Here is a 15400-nt window from a genome sequence, read left to right on the forward strand (position 1 = left end):
AGTCCCACCCAGGGGCCCCAGGCGCCGCCGGGGCGACCGCGCCGGCCGCCCCGGCGGCGCCCGAGGTGGTCGTCCGCCCGGGCAGCGCCCGGGGGCTCTCAGGCCGTGGGCTGCTTCGGCTCCGGCGGCAGGAGCTCGGCGTCCCGGGCGACGACCGCCGCGTCGGCGGAGTCCGGGACCTCGACCACGTCGAGCGGGCCGGTCACGCGGCCCGCCGCGCGGACGTCCCCCAGCGCCACCTGCACGCCCGGCAGCAGCGAGGCCGGGACCTCGAGGCGCGCCCGCAGGATCTCCGTGCGCATCGAGACCTTCGCCTCGGACTTCACCTTGCGCAGCGCCGCCAGGGCGGCACCCGCCGCGCCGACGACCGCCGGGTCGCCGTCGCCCGCTGCCGCGCGCAGCGGCTCCGCGACCGGCCACGGCGCGCGGTGCACCGAGCCCTCGCGCCACCACGACCAGACCTCCTCGGTCGCGAACGGCAGCACCGGGGCGAACAGCCGCAGCATCACGTCGAGCGCGAGGCTCAGCGCGGCACGCGCCGACGCCGTCTCCGGCGTCACGTCCGCCGCGCCCGCGCCCGCTCCGTACGCGCGGTCCTTGACCAGCTCCAGGTAGTCGTCGCAGAACGTCCAGAAGAACGTCTCCGTGAGCTCCAGCGCACGCGTGTGGTCGTACGCCTCCAGCGCGGCCGTCGCGCGGTCCACCACATCCGCCAGCCCCGCGAGCATCGCCCGGTCCAGCGGGTCCGTCACGAGGGAGGCGTCCAGCGCGGACGCGCCCTGCTCGGCGGGGCCGAACGACAGCGCGAACTTGGACGCGTTCAGCACCTTGATGGCCAGGCGGCGGCCGATCTTCATCTGGCCGACCTCGAACGCCGCGTCCGTGCCCAGGCGGGCGCTCGCCGCCCAGTAGCGGACCGCGTCGGAGCCGTGCTCCTCGAGCAGGCCCATCGGGGTGACGACGTTGCCCTTGGACTTCGACATCTTCTTGCGGTCGGGGTCGAGGATCCAGCCGCTGATCGCCGCGTCCGCCCACGGCAGCGAGCCGTGCTCCAGGTGCGAGCGGACCACCGTCGAGAACAGCCAGGTCCGGATGATGTCCTGGCCCTGGGGGCGCAGGTCCATCGGGAACACCCGAGCGAACAGGTCCGGGTCGGAGCGCCAGCCGCCCGCGATCTGCGGGGTCAGCGACGACGTCGCCCACGTATCCATGATGTCCGGGTCGCCGACGAAGCCGCCCGGCACGCCCCGCTGCTCCGCCGTGTAGCCGGCGGGGACGTCCGAGGACGGGTCGACCGGGAGCTGGTCCTCCGACGGCAGCAGCGGGTGGTCGTAGTCCGGCTCGCCGTCCGCGTCCAGCGCGTACCAGACGGGGAACGGCACGCCGAAGAACCGCTGGCGCGAGATCAGCCAGTCGCCGTTGAGGCCGCCGACCCAGTTCTCGTACCGCACGCGCATGAAGTCCGGGTGGAACCCGAGCTCCTGGCCGCGCTGCAGCAGCTCGGCACGCAGCGACTCGTCGCGGCCGCCGTTGCGGATGTACCACTGGCGGGACGTGACGATCTCGAGCGGCTTGTCGCCCTTCTCGAAGAAGTTCGCCATGCGGTCGGTCTTCTGCGGCTCGCCGTCCAGGTCGCCCGACGCGCGCAGCCCGGCCACGACGGCCTCGCGCGCCGAGAACGTCGTCTTGCCGGCGATCTCCTCGTAGCGGGCGCGGCCCTCGGGCGACGTCACCCACTCCGGGACCTCGCGCAGCAGCCGGCCGTCACGGCCGATCACCGAGCGAGTCGGGAGCTGCAGCTCGCGCCACCACTGCACGTCGGTCAGGTCGCCGAACGTGCAGCACATCGCGATGCCGGCGCCCTTGTCGGGCTCGGCGGCCGGGTGCGCCAGCACGGGCACCTCGACGCCGAACAGCGGGCTGGTCACCGTCGTGCCGAACAGGTGCTGGTAGCGCTCGTCGTCCGGGTGGGCGATCAGCGCGACGCACGCCGGGAGGAGCTCGGGGCGGGTGGTCTCGATGTGCACCGGCTCGGCGCCCGCGCGGTGGAACGCCACCCGGTGGAACGCGCCCGGGTACGGGCGGGCCTCCAGCTCGGCCTGCGCGACCGCGGTCTGGAACGTCACGTCCCACAGCCCGGGGGCCTCGGCCTGGTACGCCTCGCCGCGCGACAGGTTCCGCAGGAACGCCTGCTGCGCGACCGCGCGGGCCTCGGCGCTGATCGTCTGGTACGTCATGCCCCAGTCGACGGACAGGCCCAGGCGGCGCCACAGCGCCTCGAACTGCTGCTCGTCCTCGACGGTCAGGCGCTCGCACAGCTCGACGAAGTTGCGGCGGCTCACCGGCACCTGGTCGGCGGCCTTGACGCTCTTGCCCTCACCGCCGACGTGCGGCGGCTCGAAGTCCGGGTCGTACGGCAGCGACGGGTCGCAGCGCACGCCGAAGTAGTTCTGCACGCGGCGCTCGGTGGGCAGGCCGTTGTCGTCCCAGCCCATCGGGTAGAACACCTCGGCGCCCCGCATCCGGCGGAACCGCGCGACGACGTCGGTGTGCGTGTACGAGAAGACGTGGCCGACGTGCAGGGAGCCGGAGACCGTCGGCGGCGGCGTGTCGATCGAGAACACCTGCTCGCGCGTCGCGGACCGGTCGAACGCGTACGTGCCCTGCTCCGTCCAGGCGCCGTCCCAGCGGGCCTCGACGCCGTCGAGGGACACCCGGTCCGGTACCTCGCGGACCGCGCGTACGGCCGCGGCGGCGGTCGTCGAGGGGTCGGCGGCGGTCGAGGCGGGGGACAGATCGGTCATGGTCACCCATCTTCCCAGATCCGAACACCCCGCCCGACCGCCCCGCCGCGGCCCCGCGCGGACGGCCGCGCCCCGCCGCTCCGCGCCGCGTCCGCCGCTCCGCGTCCCGCGAGTTCGGCACTCCCAGTCGAGTTCGGCAGCTCGGACTGCCGAACTCGCACGCGGACTGCCGAACTCGCGGGGAGGGGGAGGGGCGGGGCGCGGGGCGCGGGGGGTGGGGGTGTTAGGCGGCGGCCGGGGCCGGGGCCGGGGTCGGGCGGTGGGTGAAGCGGTGGAACGTCGCGCGGGTGCCGCCCTCGCTGCGCCGGGCCAGGGCGAGGCCGACGACGACCGCGCCGAGCAGCGGCCCGACGCCGCACGCGACCATGCCGGCCCGCGCGCCGAGGTGCTCGCACACCCAGCCGATGAGCGTCCCGGACACGGCCTGCGCGCCGAGCAGCACCAGGACGTACAGCGCCATGACGCGGCCGCGGACGTGCGGGGCGACCGTCGTCTGCACCAGGGTGTTCGAGCCCGTGAGGTACAGCAGCGTGGCGACGCCCATCGCGATGAGCACGGCGACGAACACCGGCCGGCTCGGCGCGGCGGCCGCGAGCAGCTGCAGCACGCCGACGGCCCCCGCGAGCACGACGAGGTGGGTGATGCGGCTGCCTCGGCGTCGGGTGGACAGCAGCGCGCCGGTGAGCGCACCGACCGCGAGCATCGACGTCAGCAGCGCGTAGCCACCGGCGTCGGTGTGGAACACCTGGTCGGTGTACGCGGCGAGCACGGTGGCCATGTTGACGCCGGTGACGGCCACGAAGCCGACGAGCACGACCGACCACAGGATGCGCGGCGTCCGGCGGACGTACGCGAGGCCCTCGCGGAGCTGGCCCTTGGCGCGTGCGACCACCGGGGCGGCCGTGAGCTCGGAGGTGCGCATCACGGCGAGCAGTGCGACGGCGACGAGGCACGCGACGGCGTTGAGCAGGAACGTCCAGCCCTCGCCGACCGCGCTGATGAGCCCGCCGGCGACCGCCGGGCCGACCAGCCCGCCGAGCTGGAACACCGCGGAGTTGACGCTGATCGCCTGCCGCAGGTGCTGCGGGCCGGCGACCTCGTGCACGAACGCCTGACGCGCGGGGTTGTCGAACACGGTCGCGAGACCGCTGACGAACGCGGCGACGAGCACGTGCCACGCCTGGACGTGACCGGACAGCGCGAGCACGCCCACGGCCAGCGTGGACAGGCCGAACACCGACTGGGTGACCATGAGCACGCGGCGCCGGGGGTAGCGGTCGGCGACGACCCCGCCGACCAGGCCGAGCAGCAGCATCGGGACGAACTGCAGCGTCACCGTCAGCCCCACCAGCGCGGCCGAGCCGGTCAGGGTCAGCACGAGCCAGTCCTGGGCGACGCGGGCCGCCCAGCCGCAGGTGTTGGTGAGCACCTGCGAGGAGACGTAGAGCCGGAAGTTCCGGACGCCGAGCGCGGCGAGCGTGGCGTTGCGGGGGCGCGGGCCGTCGACGGCGACGGGAACGGGCCGACGGTGCAGGGCGAGGCGCGGCCGGTGCAGGGTCCGGCGGGGCCGGCTGGAGGTCGCGGAGGACGCGGGGGCGGTGCGGTCGGCCTGCGGTGCGCGGCCGGCGCGGGGGGAGGGGCGGCGGGTGCGGGTCGGGGACGAGGACGGGCGGCGGGCCGAGGGCACAGGTGTTCCTAGCTGAGGTGGTGCGGCGGTGTGGGTGCGGAAGCGTTGCGGACGCGTCGGGGTGGCTCCAGCCTACGTCCGGAGGGTCGATTTTCAGAGGTGATGACGGGAATGACTGTGATCACGTTCTGTGATGATGTGGTGGTGGCGCCGCAGGTCAGCGGCACCGCCTGAGACCGGGAGGGCAGCCGTGTTTGACCCCGACCAGCTCCGCACTTTCCTCGCCGTTTCCGAGACGTTGAACTTCACGCGCGCCGCAGCCCGGCTGTCCCTGTCGCAGCCCACGGTCAGCCAGCACGTCCGCAAGCTCGAGGACGCCGCGGGCCGCCGGCTGCTCGACCGCGACACCCGCGGCGTGCAGCTGACCGACGACGGGCAGGCGATGGCGACGTTCGCCCGGACGATCCTCGCGGCGCACGACGAGGCGACGCGCTACTTCACCGGGTCGGCGATGCACGGCCGGCTGCGGTTCGGCGCGGCGGACGACCTGGCGCTCGCCCAGCTCCCGCGCGTGCTGCGCGACTTCCGGCGCCTGCACCCGCGGATCAACCTGGAGCTCACCGTGGCGCAGAGCGGCACCCTGCACCGCCGGCTGCACGCGGGCCAGCTCGACCTCGTCTACATCAAGGAGGCGACCGGGCAGTCCGACGGCCAGCTCGTGCGCCGGGACCGGCTCGTGTGGGTGGCGGTCCCGGGCACGGCGGTCGAGGCCGACGCCCCCGTGCCGCTCATCACCTACCAGGGTGCCTCGCTCACCCGGCAGGCCGCCGTCCGGGCGCTCACCGAGGCGGGACGCCCCTGGCGGACCACGTGCAAGGTCGTCGAGGTCAACGGCGTGCTCGCCGCGCTGCGGGCCGGACTCGGCATCGCGGTGCTGCCGCAGAGCCTGCTGCCGGACGACCTGGTGCAGCTCCCCGCGGCGGCGCTGGGCCTGCCGGACCTCGGCGACGTCGACATCACCCTCGTCGCGAACCCGCGGTCGCCGCGGGAGCCGATCGAGGCGCTCACGTCGGCGATCCTCGGGCACGCACCGCGCTGACCGCGCCGGCCGCTCCGGGTCGCCGGAAATACTGCCGTCATCGACGCTGGTTAGGCTCGACGAGGACCCGTGGCAGCGCGGGCGGACCGGCACGAGGGAGAGCGTTCGTGGCACAGGGTGTGGTGGCCGACGGCCTGCAGGTGGGGTACGCGGCGATGCTGGAGCAGTTCCATCCGACGGAGGCCGTGGAGCTGTCCGCGTACGCCGAGTCCCAGGGGTTCCTCGGGACGATGGCCGCCGACCACTTCCAGCCGTGGGTCCCGCAGCAGGGGCACTCCGCGTTCGTCTGGAACGTGCTGGCCGCGCTCGGCGAGCGCACGACCGGCGACATGGGGCCGGGCGTCACCGCGCCGACGTTCCGGTGGCACCCGGCGATGGTGGCGCAGGCGTCGGCGACGCTCGCGGCGATGTACCCGGGACGGCACTGGCTGGGCCTGGGGTCCGGCGAGGCGCTGAACGAGCACATCACGGCGCAGTACTGGCCGGAGGCGCCGGAGCGCATCAACCGGATGTTCGAGGCGATCGACATCATCAAGAAGCTGTTCTCGGCGTCGCTGGCCGGCAAGGACGTGAAGCACGCCGGGCAGTTCTACAAGCTCGAGTCGACGCGGCTGTGGACGATGCCGGAGGTCCCGCCGGAGATCCTCGTCGCGACCGCGGGGCCCGTCACCGCCAAGCGGGCGGGCCGCCACGCGGACGGTCTGATCACCGTCGGGGCCCCGCTGGAGAAGATCAGCGGGCTGTTCGGCAAGTTCGACGAGGGCGTGCGGGAGTCCGGCCGGGACCCCGAGGACCTGCCGAAGGTGCTGCAGCTCCACCTGTCGTGGGCGGAGACCGACGAGCAGGCGATGGAGAACGCCATGGTCGAGTGGCCGAACGGCGGCATGAAGTTCCCCAAGGGTGACATCCGCTCGCCGTTCGACTTCGCCCAGATGGCCAAGCTGGTGCGCCCGGAGGACTTCGAGGGCCGCATGGTCATCTCCGCCGACCCCGACGTGCACCGCGCGGAGATCCAGAAGTACGTCGACCTCGGCTTCGACCGCGTCTACCTGCACAACGTGGGCCGCAACCAGCGCGAGTGGATCGACGTGTTCGGGCGCGACGTGCTCCCGAAGCTGGTGCGCTGACCGTGCCCGGTGCGCCCGACGACGTCCGGTCGTCCGCCGCGGACGTCCTCACCGCCTGGGCGGTTCCCGGGATCGGTGAGGTGCGTCCCGGGGACGACCTGGCGACGCTGCTGGGCGACGCGCTCGCGGGGGACGCGGCCGCCCGGCCCGCGACGGCGCTCGCGGACGGGGACGTCGTGGTCGTGACCAGCAAGATCGTGTCCAAGGCCGAGGGGCGCGTCGTGCGGGCCGCCGACCGCGAGGCGGCGATCACCGCCGAGACGGTGCGCGTCGTCGCGACCCGCGAGCACCCCGGCGGCGTCACGCGGATCGTGGAGAACCGGCTCGGTCTCGTCATGGCGGCGGCCGGCGTCGACGCGTCGAACACCGACGAGGGCACGGTGCTGCTGCTCCCGGAGGACCCCGACGCCACCGCCCGCGTGCTGCGCTCCGCGCTGGCGGAGCGGTTCGGCGTGCGGCTGGGCGTGCTCGTGACCGACACCGCCGGGCGGCCGTGGCGGCAGGGGCAGACCGACATCGCGATCGGCGCCGCCGGCGTGCGCGTGCTGGAGGACCTGCGCGGCACCACCGACACGCACGGCCGCACCCTGCAGGTCAGCGTCGCGGCGCTCGCGGACGAGATCGCCGCGGCCGCCGAGCTGGTCAAGGGCAAGGCCACCGGCCGGCCGGTCGCGGTCGTGCGGGGGATGGCCCACGCGGTCACGGACGAGGACGGGCCGGGTGCGCGGGCGCTCGTGCGGGTCGGGCCGGACGACATGTTCGCCGAGGGCACCGCCGAGGCCTACGCCCGCGGCTGGAAGGACGCGACGGAGCGCTGACGCGCGCGGCGTCAGGCGAGCGCGAGGTGGAGCAGCAGCGCGTCGTCGAGGGCGGACACGGTCTCGGTGTCGAGCGACCCCAGGCGTCCGCCGGGGCGTGGGACGTCCTGTCGGTGGTGCCCGGTCACCCCGCCGGTCGCGCGAGCACCGCCAGCCACTCCGCGTCCGCGTGCCAGGGATCGCCGGACAGCGACGCCCAGTGCGCGTCGACCCGCAGGCCGGCGCCGGCGAGCACCGGGGTGAGCGTCTGCGGGACGTAGTCGCGGAACCACATGCGGTACGTCGTGACGTCGTCGGCCCCGGTCGCGACGGTGTACTGCCGGCACCGCACGTCTCCGGGGTAGCGGTGCGTGCGCGCCAGGACGAGGTGCCGCCCGGGACGCCAGAGCCCGCCGTCCGCGACGGCCCACTCGTCCTGCGGGCCGGTGCCCGCCTGCGCGGGGGTGGAGACGTCGAGCACCAGCGCCCCGCCCGGGGCCAGCGCGGCGCGGGCCCGGCCCAGCACGTCGTCGCGGACGTCGTCGGGGAACGTCGAGAGCTCCCCGTACGCCTGGAGCACCAGGTCGAACCGACCGGGCTCGTCGAGCGTCCGGAAGTCCTGCTGCCGGTACTCGATCTCCAGGCCCGCGGCGTCGGCCGCGCGGCGCGCGTGGGCCAGGGAGCCGGCGCTGAGGTCCACGCCCGTCACCCGGCACCCGAGGGCGGCCAGGCGCTGCGCGATCAGGCCGGGGCCGCACCCCAGGTCCAGCACGCGCGCGCCGGGACGGGCGAGCCCCAGCGCGGTGAGGTGCGCGACCGTGCGGTCGAGCTCCGCGGGGCGGCGGCTCGCGGCGTCGTGCGACGGGTCCAGGTGGGCCGCGAGCAGCTGCGTCGCGATGTACGGGTCGTCCCAGAACGGGCCGTCACCCGGGGCGAAGGGCTCCGGGCGGGCGGTCGCGGCGGCGAGGTCGGTCGGCACGGGGTCAGCGTGGCGGACCCGGCGCCCACCGCGCCACGGGATTCGGGCCGGGTCAGCCCTGCGCGGCGATCTGCGCCGACTGGCCGGTCGCGCCCGGCTCACCGGCCGGGATCGGCTCGGCGATCACCGCGGTGCCGTAGGCGCACACCTCGGAGAACTGCCCGATGGAGTCGGTGTCGAACCGCATCGCGACGATCGCGTTCGCGCCGCGCTGCGCCGCCTCCTCCGTCATGCGCCGCATCACCTCGTGGCGGCTGTCGTACATGATCTTCGTGAACTCGGGGATCTCGCCGCCGCCGATCGACCGGAACCCGGCCGTGAAGCTCTGGCCGATGTTCGTCGACCGGACCGTCAGGCCCATGACCTCGCCCAGCACGGCCTGGATGCGGTAGCCGGGGATCTCGTTGCTCGTCACCACGATCATGCTCCGATGCTGCCACGCGGGCCGGGCAGGTCGCGCCGGCACGCGGGGCTGCCGGGTCGCCAGCACGCCGGGCGCGAGGCCCGGGGTGGTCCGTCTGCCCGAACGGATCCGATCGCACCCCTGCGCGGTGGGACGCGCACCCGAACGGATCCGATCAGCGCGAGGCCTCGCGGAGGCCGTGGCAGCGGGACGCGCGGGCGGTCTCGACGACCAGCCGATCTCGAGGGCGCGGGCCGCCCGACCCCGCGCCGTCGCTCACGCCCGGGCTGCGCGCGCGGCTGCCTTCGCGGCCTTCTTCGTCTCGCGGACCTTCCCGAGCGTGACCTGGTCGCGCACGTCCGCGATCGAGCGCGGCACGTCGTCCCCGTACGCGCCGGCGGCTTCCCGCCAGCCCGTCGGTTCGACACCGCGCTGCTTGCCGAGCAGGGCCAGGAATATGCGGGCCTTCTGGTCGCCGAAGCCCGGCAACGCCGTCAGGCGCTTCAGCACCGTGGCGCCGTCAGGGTCGCCGTCGGTCCACAGCCGGGTGACGTCGCCGTCGTACGCGTCCACGACGGCCCGCGCGACCGCCTGGATGCGCCCCGCCATCGACCCGGGGAACCGGTGCACCGCCGGCGGCGTGGCGCACAGCGCGGCGAACTCGTCGGGGTCGGCCTCCGCGATGCGGTGGACGTCGAAGCCGCCCATGCGTGCGGCGATCTTCGCCGGGCCGGCGAAGGCCGACTCCATCGTGACCTGCTGGTCGAGGAGCATGCCGGTCAGGAGCGCGAACGGGTCCGCGTCGAGCAGGCGGTCCGCCTCGGGGTCGCCGGTGAGCCAGAGCGTCATGCGCTCATCGTCGCACCTGGGTCGGACGGGGCCGTGGCTGCGGTGCCCGCGCCCGGTGGCGACGGGTCCGGAGGCCGGGCGCGTCAGGGTCGTGTCGCCGCGGCGGCGTCCGCGTCGTCCGGCAGCGCGCCGCCGGACGCGGGGACGACGGTGCCGGCGGGCCAGTGCAGGTCCGGGCACTCGGCGGCCGTGCGGCAGAACCGCGGCGGCTCGTGCGCACCCCACCCCAGGGGGATCGCGACGATGCCCGCCAGGCAGCCGGCGAGGGTGAGCACGGACATCGCGCGCTGGCGTCGGCCCACGTCCCCACCTCCCGTCGCGTGCCCGCCCGGTGCGTGCGCTTCCGCCTCTCCCATCGGCCGGCGTCGCGGGCGGTGCAGCGCCCGTCCGGGTGAGACGCGTCGCACGGCGAGGCGGGTGGGCACCTGCTGGGCAGCGGCGGCTCCGACGAGGAGGATCGTCGGGACGCACCGACGGAGGGAGCGACGGGTGGGCGAGGTGACGGAGTACCTGGCGACGCTGGAGGGTGCCGAGCGCGAGGTGGTCGGGCGGCTGCTCGACCGGGTCCGCGCGGCGGTCCCGGAGGTCGAGGAGGGCCGGTCCTACGGGTTGGCGGCCTACCGGTACCGCGGGCGGCCCCTGATCGCGGTGGTGACCGGGTCGCGCGGCTGCACGGCGTACCCGTTCAGCGCGGAGGTCACGGCGGCGGTGCTGGCGACGCTCGACGGGTTCGACGCGACCAAGGGCGGGATCCGGTTCACGGTCGACCGGCCGCTACCGGACGGTGCGGTGGACGCGCTCGTGCGGGGGCGGCGGGCCGAGATCGACGCGGCGCTGGACCGGCCGCGGGGCTGAGCCCGCCCGGGCGTCCGGTCAGGCCGTCCCGACCGGCGCGGGTCGCCGTCGGAGCCTCCGGACGGTGGCGGCGCCGCGGGCGCGTAGGGTGCCTGCGTGCTGGTCGGTCGGTGGGTGGTCGTCGTGCCCGTGAAGGACGCGCGCCGCGGCAAGTCGCGCCTCGCGGACGTCCTGGAGCCCGGCGCCCGCGCGGCCCTGGTGCGGGCGATGGCGCTCGACACGGTGGACGCCGTGCTCGCGGCGCCACGCGTCGCCCGGGTGGTGGTCGTCACCGCGGACCCCGAGGTCACCGCCGCGGCCGGCGCGCTGCGGCGGGTCCGGGTGCTGCCCGAGCCGGCGGCCGGTGCCGCCGACCCGCCCGGCGGCTGGCACGCGCTGAACCGGGCCGTCGCCGCAGGGGTGGCCGCCGCGCGCGCCGAGGCGCCGACGGCGCACGCCGGCGTGCTCCTGGGCGACCTGCCGGGGCTCGACCCCGCCGAGCTGGACGCCGTGCTCGGGGACGCCGAGGCCCACCCCCTCGCGGTGCTGCCGGACGCGGACGGCACGGGGACGACGCTGCTCACAGCGGCCCCGGGCGCCGGGGTGGAGCCGCGGTTCGGCGGCGGGTCGGCCGCCGCGCACGCCGCGGCCGGGCACGTGGTGCTCGACGTGCCGGCGGGGTCCGCCCTGCGCCACGACGTCGACGTGCCGGCCGACCTCGCGGCGCTGGCCGCGCGCGGCGTCGAGGGCCGGACGGGCGCGCTGCTGCGCCGCCTGGCGCCGCTGCCGCTGGACTGAGCGGCGCTGCAGGTCACCGGGCGGTCGCGCGGCGTCCGGTCCCGGCGGGGGTCACCGCGTCAGCGCCCGACCAGCGCCAGCGCGGCGGCGGCGATCCGGGCGGTCGCCGGCACGTCCCGCATGAGGGTGTCCGCGGCGGCTGCCCGCCAGCCGCTCGCCCGGAGCCGCCCGACCGCGTCCTCGTCCGCCGTGTCGAGCAGCCAGGCGTCGAGCACCCCGGGCGTCCCATCGGCTCCGAGCGCACCGCCCCGCAAGCCGTAGTGCCGGGCGACGGCCTCCGCGGTCGCGTCGACGCCGATCGTCGCGAGGCACTCGGCCGCCATGCCGCGCACCGGCGCACCGCCGATGATCGGCGACACCCCGACGACCGGCGCCGGCGTCGTCGCCAGCGCGTCGCGGACGCCCGGGACGGCGAGGATCGTGCCGACCGAGACCACGGGGTTCGACGGCGGCACGACGACGACGTCCGCGTCCCGCACCGCCTCCAGCACGCCGGGCGCCGGCGCCGCGGACTCGAGGCCCACCTGGACGAACGCGGTCGCCGGCAGCGCGGCCCGGTGCCGCACCCACCACTCCTCGAAGTGCAGCAGGTCGCCGCCCGCGACGCGGACGTGCGTCTCCACCGGCTCGTCGGCCATGGGCAGCAGCCGGACACCCTGCGCGGCCAGGCCCCAGCGCCGGCACAGCCGCTCCGTCGCCTGCGACAGCGTCAGCCCCTCGCGCAGCCACTGCGTGCGGGCGAGGTGCGTCGCGAGGTCCAGGTCGCCGAGCGTGAACCACTCCCAGCCGACGTCGTAGGCGGCGAGGTCCGCCGACACGCGTGACGACTCGTCGCGCCGGCCCCAGCCCTGCTCCTCGTGGACGGCGCCGCCCAGGGTGTACATGAGCGTGTCGAGGTCGGGGCAGACCCGCACGCCGTGCAGCCACATGTCGTCGCCGGTGTTCGCGACGACGGTGACGTCGGCGTCGTCGTCGAGCAGGGCCAGCAGCCCCCGGGTGAACCGGGCGCCCCCGACGCCGCCGGACAGGACGGTGACCTTCATCGGGCTCCTTCGACGGGGGCGAGCGGGCGCTCGGCGGGGGTGTCGGGGCCCGCGTCGCCGAACGCGATGACGGGGCGGCCCGTGCGCGGGTGGGTCATCACCTCGGCGTCGACGCCGTACACCCGGCGCACCAGGTCCGCGGTGAGCACGTCGCGGGGGTCGCCGGCCGCGACCAGCCGGCCCTCCGCGAGCACGAGGACGTGCGCGCAGTAGGCGGCCGCCAGGTTGAGGTCGTGCAGGGCGGCCACGGTGGTCCGGCCGAGGTCGCGGACGAACGCCAGCAGCGACAGCTGCGCGCTGACGTCCAGGTGGTTGGTGGGCTCGTCGAGCAGCAGCAGGTCGGGCTCCTGGGCCAGCGCCCGCGCGATGTGCACCCGCTGCCGCTCGCCGCCCGACAGCGCCGACCACGGCCGGTCCGCCAGGTGCGCGGCGTCCGCGGCGGCCAGCGCCCGGTCGACGGCCTGCTCGTCGGCGTCCGCGCCCCACAGCGTGCGGTAGGGGATGCGGCCGAGCGCGACGACCTCCCGCACGGCCAGCGGCACCGTCGACGACGACTCCTGCTCCAGCAGCGCGATGCGGCGCGCGCGCTCCCGACGGCCGAGGGCATGCACCGGCGCGTCGTCGACCAGCACGGCGCCGGCCTCGGGGTCCAGCAGCCCGGCGACGAGACGCAGCAGGGTCGTCTTGCCCGCGCCGTTGGGGCCGAGCAGGCCGGTCAGCGCCCCGGGCGGGGGAGTGGCGTCCACGCCGTCCACCACCCAGCGGCCGCCCAGCCGGACGCCGACGCCCGCGATGCTCACGTCCACGCGCTGCCCCTCCCGCGTCGCAGCAGCACCGCGAAGACCGGCACCCCGATCAGCGCGGTCACGATGCCGACCGGCAGCTCGCGCGGGTCGAACAGCGTCCGCGCGCCCGTGTCGGCCCACACCAGGAAGATCGCGCCCGTGACGGCGGCGACCGGCAGCAGCCGGCGGTGCGCGGGCCCGGTCAGCGCCGACACCGCGTGCGGCAGCACCAGCCCGACGAACCCGATGGACCCGCTGACCGCGACCATCGCGCCGGTCAGCAGCGCGACGAGCGTCATCAGGGTCCACCGGGTGCGGTCGACGTCGATGCCGAGCGCCGCAGCCGCCGTGTCGCCGAACGCGAACGCGTCCAGCCGGATCGCCGACGCGACCAGCACGGTCCCGACCGCGAGCAGCGCCACGCCGGCGATCGTGACCGACTGCCACGTCGACCCTGCCAGCGACCCCAGCAGCCAGTTGAGGATCTCCCGGTAGGAGTCGCCGGTCGCCGACCAGAAGATGACGAACGACGTCCCCGCGGCCGCGAGCTGCGACACCGCGAGGCCGGCCAGCACCGCGCGCCCCGGCGTCAGCACGCCACCGACGCGCGCCAGGCTCAGCGTCGCGACCAGCGCGGCGAGCGCCCCCGCGAACGCCGCGACCGGCAGCAGCAGACCCACTCCGACCACCAGCACCGCCACCGCGCCGAGCGAGGCCCCCGACGACAGGCCGAGCAGGTAGGGGTCGGCCAGCGGGTTGCGGGTCAGCGACTGCATGACCGCGCCCGCCAGCGCCAGCCCGGCGCCGACCGCCGCCCCCGTGAGGACGCGCGGCAGCCGCAGGTCCCACACGATCGCGTCCGTCAGCACCGGCACGCCGCCGTCCGCGCCCGCGGCCGGGCTGAGCCCGAGGTGCCCGGCGATGCTCCGGGCGACGTCCGGCACCGCGATGTCCGCCGGCCCGATCGTGACGCACACCAGCACCGTCGCCACGAGCAGCAGCAGGCCGACGCCGAGCACCGGCAGCAGCGGCAGGCGCCGGGCCCGGCCGGTCGGCGGCGCGGCGGACCGGCCCGGCCCGGAGGCGGGTGGGGCGGGCGCGGCGCGTGCCGGGCGGCGGTCGACGGTCACGGCCGGGTCAGCCCTCCAGGTCCGCGAGCTGCTCGGACAGGCTCACGACGGCCTGGGCGTTGCGCACGCCCGCCTCCGCCGCGGGGAACGGCAGCGTCAGGTAGCGGTGCTCCCGGACGGCGGTCAGCTGGGAGGTCGCCGGGTTGGACTCCAGCAGCTCGATCTTCGACGCGGCGGTGTTCCACGTCGCGTCGACCAGCACGATGACGTCTGGGTCGGCGGCGACGACCTGCTCCCAGCCGGCCGACGTCCAGGTGTCGTGGACGTCCGCGAAGATGTTCGTCAGCCCCGCCGCGTCCAGCATCATCTGCGGGGCGCCGATGCCCGCCCCGACGTACGGGGTGTCGGTGCCCGAGGAGTACCAGAGCGCCGTCGTCTCCTCCGCCGGGGGCGTGACGGAGTCGAGCAGCTCCTGCTCCTGGGCGATGAGGTCCTCCGCGCGGTCCGTCACGCCGAACACCGAGGCGATCTCCCGCTGCTCGTCGAACAGCCCGTCGAACGTCAGCGGGTCCGGCATGTAGCCCTGCTCCTTGCAGGCGGCGGGCGACACGTAGGTGCCGATGCCGAGGCCCTGCAGGGCGGAGCGCTCGCCGGCGCCGTCGTCGGAGAAGTTCGACTCCCAGCCCGCGTAGACGAAGTCGGGCTGCACCTCCAGCAGCGCCTCCTGGCCGGGGACCTTGTCGGAGAGCACCGGGACGGCGTCGTAGGCGTCCGCCCACTCGTCGGGGACGGGGCCGTCGGCGAACGCGGTGCCGACCAGGCGGTCCTGCAGCCCGAGCGCCAGCATCGTCTCGATCGACGTGGACTTGATGGCGACGACGCGCTCCGGCGGGGTGTCGACGGTGACCTCGGTGCCGCAGTTGTCGAGCGTGACGGGGGTGAAGGCGGCGCCGGTCGACGACGAGGAGGACGGGCCGCCGGGGGACACGCCCGGTTCGGCCGGGTTGCCGGCGCACGCCGCGAGGGCCAGGGCCAGGGCGGCCGCGGGGACGGCGAGGACGAGACGGCGGGTGCTGCGCACAGGGGCTCCTGGGGGTGCGGTGACGTCGCGCGGTCGGCCCGCGGCGACGTCGCGGTGCGGCCCGCGGCGGCCGGCGCCGGCGCTCGCGGGCCGGACGGCGGGGT

15 protein-coding genes are annotated in these 15400 nt (G+C 75.9%); 5 read left to right on the plus strand and 10 right to left on the minus strand.

Going from position 1 to position 15400, the window contains the following annotated elements; genetic code table 11:
* Positions 1-98: 98 nt before the first annotated feature.
* Entirely contained in the window at positions 99-2804 is a 2706-nt protein-coding gene (gene valS / locus K5O09_RS06635) for a valine--tRNA ligase (protein ID WP_222171986.1), read from the minus strand.
* A 223-nt stretch (positions 2805-3027) separates the two neighbouring features.
* Positions 3028-4491, minus strand: coding sequence for an MFS transporter (locus K5O09_RS06640; RefSeq protein WP_255596176.1), 1464 nt, complete (start codon positions 4489-4491; stop codon positions 3028-3030).
* Between the two features lie 190 nt (positions 4492-4681).
* On the opposite strand from K5O09_RS06640, the gene K5O09_RS06645 reads away from it, so the two are divergent.
* From K5O09_RS06645 to K5O09_RS06655, 3 genes are all read left to right on the plus strand, one after another.
* The gene (locus tag K5O09_RS06645) at positions 4682-5530 is read left to right on the plus strand and encodes a LysR family transcriptional regulator (RefSeq protein WP_222171987.1); all 849 of its coding nucleotides are present in this window, start codon (positions 4682-4684) and stop codon (positions 5528-5530) included.
* 107 nt (positions 5531-5637) lie between these two features.
* Positions 5638-6657 carry a TIGR03557 family F420-dependent LLM class oxidoreductase gene (locus K5O09_RS06650; protein WP_255596177.1) on the plus strand — a complete coding sequence of 340 codons (1020 nt, stop codon included), beginning with the start codon at positions 5638-5640 and terminating at the stop codon, positions 6655-6657.
* A gap of 2 nt (positions 6658-6659) precedes the next feature.
* Positions 6660-7475, plus strand: a complete 816-nt coding sequence (locus tag K5O09_RS06655) for a coenzyme F420-0:L-glutamate ligase (RefSeq protein WP_222171988.1) — start codon at positions 6660-6662, stop codon at positions 7473-7475.
* A 124-nt stretch (positions 7476-7599) separates the two neighbouring features.
* Here K5O09_RS06655 and K5O09_RS06660 read toward each other — a convergent pair whose 3' ends face one another.
* The 4 genes from K5O09_RS06660 to K5O09_RS06675 form a co-directional block, all read right to left on the minus strand.
* Positions 7600-8433 carry a cyclopropane-fatty-acyl-phospholipid synthase family protein gene (locus K5O09_RS06660; RefSeq protein WP_255596178.1) on the minus strand — a complete coding sequence of 278 codons (834 nt, stop codon included), beginning with the start codon at positions 8431-8433 and terminating at the stop codon, positions 7600-7602.
* A 52-nt stretch (positions 8434-8485) separates the two neighbouring features.
* Positions 8486-8857, minus strand: a complete 372-nt coding sequence (locus tag K5O09_RS06665) for a YbjQ family protein (protein ID WP_222171989.1) — start codon at positions 8855-8857, stop codon at positions 8486-8488.
* Positions 8858-9112: 255 nt separating this feature from the next.
* Positions 9113-9685 carry an HhH-GPD-type base excision DNA repair protein gene (locus K5O09_RS06670; protein WP_222171990.1) on the minus strand — a complete coding sequence of 191 codons (573 nt, stop codon included), beginning with the start codon at positions 9683-9685 and terminating at the stop codon, positions 9113-9115.
* 83 nt (positions 9686-9768) lie between these two features.
* On the minus strand, positions 9769-9987 hold the full coding sequence (locus K5O09_RS06675; protein ID WP_222171991.1) for a hypothetical protein: 219 nt from the start codon (positions 9985-9987) through the stop codon (positions 9769-9771).
* Positions 9988-10174: 187 nt separating this feature from the next.
* Here K5O09_RS06675 and K5O09_RS06680 point away from each other — a divergent pair, with 187 nt between their 5' ends.
* Both K5O09_RS06680 and cofC read left to right on the plus strand, forming a co-directional pair.
* Complete coding sequence (locus tag K5O09_RS06680) at positions 10175-10540, plus strand: iron chaperone (RefSeq protein WP_222171992.1); 366 nt, start codon at positions 10175-10177, stop codon at positions 10538-10540.
* Between the two features lie 96 nt (positions 10541-10636).
* Positions 10637-11317 carry a 2-phospho-L-lactate guanylyltransferase gene (gene cofC, locus K5O09_RS06685; RefSeq protein ID WP_222171993.1) on the plus strand — a complete coding sequence of 227 codons (681 nt, stop codon included), beginning with the start codon at positions 10637-10639 and terminating at the stop codon, positions 11315-11317.
* Positions 11318-11376: 59 nt separating this feature from the next.
* On the opposite strand, the gene cofD is transcribed toward cofC, so the two are convergent.
* The 4 genes from cofD to K5O09_RS06705 form a co-directional block, all read right to left on the minus strand.
* The gene (gene cofD / locus K5O09_RS06690; RefSeq protein ID WP_222171994.1) at positions 11377-12360 is read right to left on the minus strand and encodes a 2-phospho-L-lactate transferase; all 984 of its coding nucleotides are present in this window, start codon (positions 12358-12360) and stop codon (positions 11377-11379) included.
* Complete coding sequence (locus K5O09_RS06695; RefSeq protein ID WP_222171995.1) at positions 12357-13166, minus strand: putative F420-0 ABC transporter ATP-binding protein; 810 nt, start codon at positions 13164-13166, stop codon at positions 12357-12359. The genes cofD and K5O09_RS06695 overlap by 4 nt, the downstream gene beginning before the upstream one ends.
* Positions 13157-14179, minus strand: coding sequence for a putative F420-0 ABC transporter permease subunit (locus K5O09_RS06700; protein ID WP_255596308.1), 1023 nt, complete (start codon positions 14177-14179; stop codon positions 13157-13159). The genes K5O09_RS06695 and K5O09_RS06700 overlap by 10 nt, the downstream gene beginning before the upstream one ends.
* Before the next feature lie 103 nt (positions 14180-14282).
* On the minus strand, positions 14283-15296 hold the full coding sequence (locus K5O09_RS06705) for a putative F420-0 ABC transporter substrate-binding protein (protein WP_222171997.1): 1014 nt from the start codon (positions 15294-15296) through the stop codon (positions 14283-14285).
* Between the last annotated feature and the right edge of the window lie 104 nt (positions 15297-15400).

It is taken from the genome of Cellulomonas sp. C5510 (assembly GCF_019797765.1).
Lineage (GTDB): Bacteria > Actinomycetota > Actinomycetes > Actinomycetales > Cellulomonadaceae > Cellulomonas.

Coding starts and splice junctions, on each gene's coding strand:
- valS (WP_222171986.1), bottom strand. CDS start 2,804: ATGACCGATCTGTCCCCCGCCTCGACCGCCGCCGACCCCTCGACGACC.
- K5O09_RS06665 (WP_222171989.1), bottom strand. CDS start 8,857: ATGATCGTGGTGACGAGCAACGAGATCCCCGGCTACCGCATCCAGGCC.
- K5O09_RS06670 (WP_222171990.1), bottom strand. CDS start 9,685: ATGACGCTCTGGCTCACCGGCGACCCCGAGGCGGACCGCCTGCTCGAC.
- cofD (WP_222171994.1), bottom strand. CDS start 12,360: ATGAAGGTCACCGTCCTGTCCGGCGGCGTCGGGGGCGCCCGGTTCACC.